5 protein-coding genes and 1 pseudogene are annotated in these 4,064 nt (G+C 37.3%); 4 read left to right on the forward strand and 2 right to left on the reverse strand.

Features of this window, described 5'->3' with window-relative positions; all coding sequences use genetic code 11:
- The 4 genes and pseudogenes from VE944_RS01955 to VE944_RS01970 form a co-directional block, all read left to right on the forward strand.
- Positions 1 to 162, forward strand: a pseudogene (locus tag VE944_RS01955) (8-amino-7-oxononanoate synthase); the annotation flags it as partial.
- Positions 163 to 482: 320 nt separating this feature from the next.
- Complete coding sequence (locus VE944_RS01960; protein ID WP_324971456.1) at positions 483 to 716, forward strand: hypothetical protein; 234 nt, start codon at positions 483 to 485, stop codon at positions 714 to 716.
- A gap of 9 nt (positions 717 to 725) precedes the next feature.
- A complete protein-coding gene (locus VE944_RS01965; protein WP_324971459.1) occupies positions 726 to 1,574 on the forward strand; it encodes a lysophospholipid acyltransferase family protein in 849 nt (282 codons plus the stop codon).
- A gap of 25 nt (positions 1,575 to 1,599) precedes the next feature.
- Complete coding sequence (locus tag VE944_RS01970; protein WP_324971464.1) at positions 1,600 to 2,934, forward strand: MptA/MptB family glycosyltransferase; 1,335 nt, start codon at positions 1,600 to 1,602, stop codon at positions 2,932 to 2,934.
- A gap of 142 nt (positions 2,935 to 3,076) precedes the next feature.
- Here VE944_RS01970 and VE944_RS01975 read toward each other — a convergent pair whose 3' ends face one another.
- Entirely contained in the window at positions 3,077 to 3,337 is a 261-nt protein-coding gene (locus tag VE944_RS01975; RefSeq protein WP_118162247.1) for a MoaD/ThiS family protein, read from the reverse strand.
- A 109-nt stretch (positions 3,338 to 3,446) separates the two neighbouring features.
- Positions 3,447 to 4,064, reverse strand: a 618-nt coding sequence (locus tag VE944_RS01980) for a Uma2 family endonuclease (RefSeq protein WP_324971474.1), incomplete at its 5' end; no start/stop codon positions are given.

Below are 4,064 nucleotides of genomic sequence, written 5' to 3' on the forward strand. Positions count from 1 at the left end.
GGAAAACAGCTAAGAAATGCTGGCATTTTTGCCCCAGCAATTCGTCCCCCAACAGTACCCACAAGTCGAATTAGAATATCTTTAATGGCAACTCATGAAGCAGCACATATTGAAAAATTGGTAACAGTGCTGAAGGATGTCGATTACAGCGAATTTTATTAAGTCATATAGGAATCTTATTTGATTTTTGAAATTATCTACCTGGACGGGGAGTGTTACTGCATTTCTTGGAATTGAGTATTTATCAGCAGCAAACCGATGTTATAGATATAGAACTCATATTTGATTTTTGAACAAAACTCAGTACACCTTTATTCCTTCTTCCCAGTCCCCAGTCCCCAATCCCCAGTCCCTTACCTCTACGAGTGATTCAGAAATCAAATCGGATTGCTATATGATATTTTTGGTATTAACTAGGCAATAAAAACCCAAACTATGTAAAAATAAATAGAGAAAATGCATCCACCAAGGTAACTTAAAATATGCACGCTCCTTTAAGGAGATTCTTGGCTGCTGGACGAAACCGAAGTTTGTTAAACCTTAGAAGATCACACTTACCACAGAAAGTCAAAGACCAAGCAGAAGTAATTAAGTTTGAATTAGCTGCTGTTAGAGAAGAAACTGACTTAAAGTATTTAGACGAATCAGGTTTTGTGCATGGAGCAAATTTGGTCATACCTAACAAAGGATTGTTTGACCTTTCCCAATCCTGTTAGAATGCATCGATGTCAAAAAAACAACATTTCTTAAACAAAAAACCCGGTTGGTCTTTGGATGAGCGAGATCCAAAGTTCATAGAATCTCTGATGCCTCTGTTGGGCTTTTTCTATCACTACTATTTCCGAGTTAAAACTAGTGGCTGGGATAATATTCCACCCCAAGAAAAAGTCCTACTTGTCGGTTCGCATAATGGGGGACTCGCGGCTCCCGATATGACAATGATGATGTACGACTGGTTCCGACGATTTGGTGTGGAGCAACCTGTTTATGGTTTGATGCATCCTAAGGTTTGGCAGGTTAGCCCCCCACTAGCGCAACTGGTTGCTAAGGCTGGAGCAATTATTGCTCATCCGAAAATGGCTTACACTGCCTTGCGCTCTGGAGCGAGTCTGCTAGTTTATCCAGGTGGAGCCAAAGATATCTTCCGACCGCATTATTTACGTGACAAAATCTACTTTGCGGGACGACAAGGATTTATCAAGTTAGCGTTGCGGGAAAATGTGCCGATTGTCCCTGTGATTTCTTGGGGCGCTCACGATACGCTGATTATACTGGCTGACTGCTACAAAATTGTGCAGCAACTCCACGAATGGGGGATGCCTTGGCTGTTGGGGATTGATCCGGAAGTTTTTCCGATCTATCTCGGACTGCCTTGGGGATTAGGAATTGGCCCGTTGCCCAATATTCCATTACCTGTGTCCATGTACACCCGGGTTTGTCCGCCAATTGTATTTCAACGCTACGGCCCTGAAGCAGCCAGCGATCGCTACTATGTCAATGAATGTTATGAATTAGTTGTTAGTCAAATGCAGCAAGAGTTAGATGACTTAGTGAAGCTAGCTACTAAGTCCTAAAGCTATTAGACAAGTAAAAACTTTATTGAATAATTTTTGGATGATTATGCTAAATCTTGATAATTATAGCAATCAGAAAAAAAACCAAATATTGTTAGGTCTTGCGATAATATTCTCATTAATATTGTGTGTTGAATTAGCAATTAGAGCTTATTCTTTTAATCTGGAAGCTTTAGCTAATTCTACAGGTCAATATATACCTGATTTTTCTAAAACTATTGACAAAATAAGAGTAGGTATAGAATACCGTTGTTTAATTGTTATATATATTGTATGGCTAATAATAAACAAAAACAAAAAAATAGATATAAGTTTTATAAAAATCCTAAAAAATAGTTCATTCTTTTTATTAATTGCTTTCATAAGTTATCCAATAACCACTGATATTAATCTATACGTACATTATGGTTTGATGGATTTAAATGGAATTAATCCTTTTATTAATGCTGCAAGCACATTTACATCAAAGTTATCTCCATTCCTGGTTTGGAAACAGACTTCAACTTATGGGCCTATATCTCAACTATTTTTTATGTTTTCCGCTATTTTCGTAGCGATTACTCCAATTTTGGGAATTTATGTATTTAAATTAATATGTCTTTTGTTCCATATATTAAATAGTTCCTTAATATGGCAGCATTTAAAAACATCTCCTCACAAAGTTAATATAACAATTGCATATTTAGTTAACCCATTTTTGCTGTATGAACAGGTTACAAATGCACATATTGATGTATTAATTTCTACAGCTTTAATTATTTTAATAATATGCCTCAAAAACCATAATTATATAGCTGCAATTGTTACAGCTTGGATTGGTTTTTTAATTAAGACATTACCAATTATTTGGTTGCCTCTAATCTTTGTTTATTTGATTAAGCAACAACGTTGGAAAATTATCTTTAGTGCTGTTTGTCTCTCTTTAGGTATACTTTTTGCCACTTATGTTATAGCTTTACCTACAATGGATGCTTGGAAAAGCCTTTTAAATCCTGGTGTTGGAGAAAAAGTAGGCGGTTCATTATATGCTTTGGTTAAGAGTTTACTAAGTTTGAAAATTCTAAACCTTTCTCTAAGTTTCCAAGATAGTTTATACTCAATAATTAAACCTATAATATTTTCTATATTTGTAGTTTCTTATTTGATTATTTTGGTAAAACCATATTGGAAAAAAAATTATTCCGACACTAATCTTAGTATAAGTATAGGATGGGTTACTTTAATATTATTTATGTTTGCTGCTCCTTGGTATTGCTCTTGGTATTCTTCTGTGCTGCTGGGAGTCGTAGCTTTAAACATACATTCAAAAAGATTTGCAATTACTAGCATTGGATTCTGCATTATAAGTGCTATTGCTTAGACGGTAGTTTTTCACTCTCCACCCTTAAAACAAGAGTTTGCAGGCTTAACTAAAAGTAGGGATTAATATGTATGCTAATGGATAGCCATTAGTTATGAGTTAGAAGTTTTCAATTTTTAACTCCTAACTTCTAACTTTTTTGCTAGCCGCCGCTTACTGGTGGAATCAGCACGACTTCATCCCCATCTTGTAGTAGGGTATCTGGTTCAACAAATATTAGATTAATTCCAAAGCGGGTGACTTCACGCCATTGGGAGAGTTCCGGGTGTTCAGCTATGAGGCGATCGCATACTGTTTTGACTGGGATACTATTAGGAAATTCCAGCACCAGTTCCGAAACCCTAAAGGCTTCTTGATAAGCAGCAAACAATTTGACGGTAACGGTGATTGCAGATTTAGACATATAACATGCTTTGGCAGTACCAGCAAGTAGTTTAATACTTGACAAGCACCCTGAATTGGGCTTAATTATACATTACTAAGTACATAATTTCATAGCAAAAAAATGTTTCTTAATCCAACATTTCTGGGTCAATTCCTAAAGCGTTGAGTTCTTCAATAGAGAGAGTACGCAATTTCTCTACAATTCTCTCCCGTTTTTGTCGCTCAACTTCCGCCCTTTCTCGCTCAATCACAGCCCGTTCTTCACCCGTTAGCAGTAAATTTCCTTGTGCATCCCACCAGCGCAACCAAGGTAACTCTGCATTCTGATAAAATCCTTGCCAGATTCCTAACTCTACATCCATAGGAGCAATTGGGTAATGTCCTCGTTCATTGGGTTGCATCAGTTGATAAGTATTATCGACTAGGTGATATACTTCAATCTGTGCTTTTGCTACTTCATAAATTCCATAATAAGGCACTCGAATTGCCCGCTCATAAACCCAAAATTTACCAACATTCCCACCTTCCCGTTGAGATGGCGGTGTATTATCTCGTTCTTCTGAACCATCTCCAGAGACAAATTCCAGCACAATCAAGGGCGCGACATACTCCTTCCACAGCACATAAGAACGCCGCATTTTACCGTCAAGGGTCGGTGGTACATTAGGTACATAAAACCAGTCTGGTGCTTCAGCCCCTTTCTCTGGAGGATCAGTCAATCGCCAGTAGATACCAGAATCTTGTCC

The organism is Nostoc sp. (assembly GCF_035638895.1).
In the GTDB taxonomy this organism is placed as follows: Bacteria; Cyanobacteriota; Cyanobacteriia; order Cyanobacteriales; family Nostocaceae; genus Nostoc.

Coding starts and splice junctions, on each gene's coding strand:
- VE944_RS01965 (WP_324971459.1), top strand. CDS start 726: ATGTCAAAAAAACAACATTTCTTAAACAAAAAACCCGGTTGGTCTTTG.
- VE944_RS01975 (WP_118162247.1), bottom strand. CDS start 3,337: ATGTCTAAATCTGCAATCACCGTTACCGTCAAATTGTTTGCTGCTTAT.
- VE944_RS01960 (WP_324971456.1), top strand. CDS start 483: ATGCACGCTCCTTTAAGGAGATTCTTGGCTGCTGGACGAAACCGAAGT.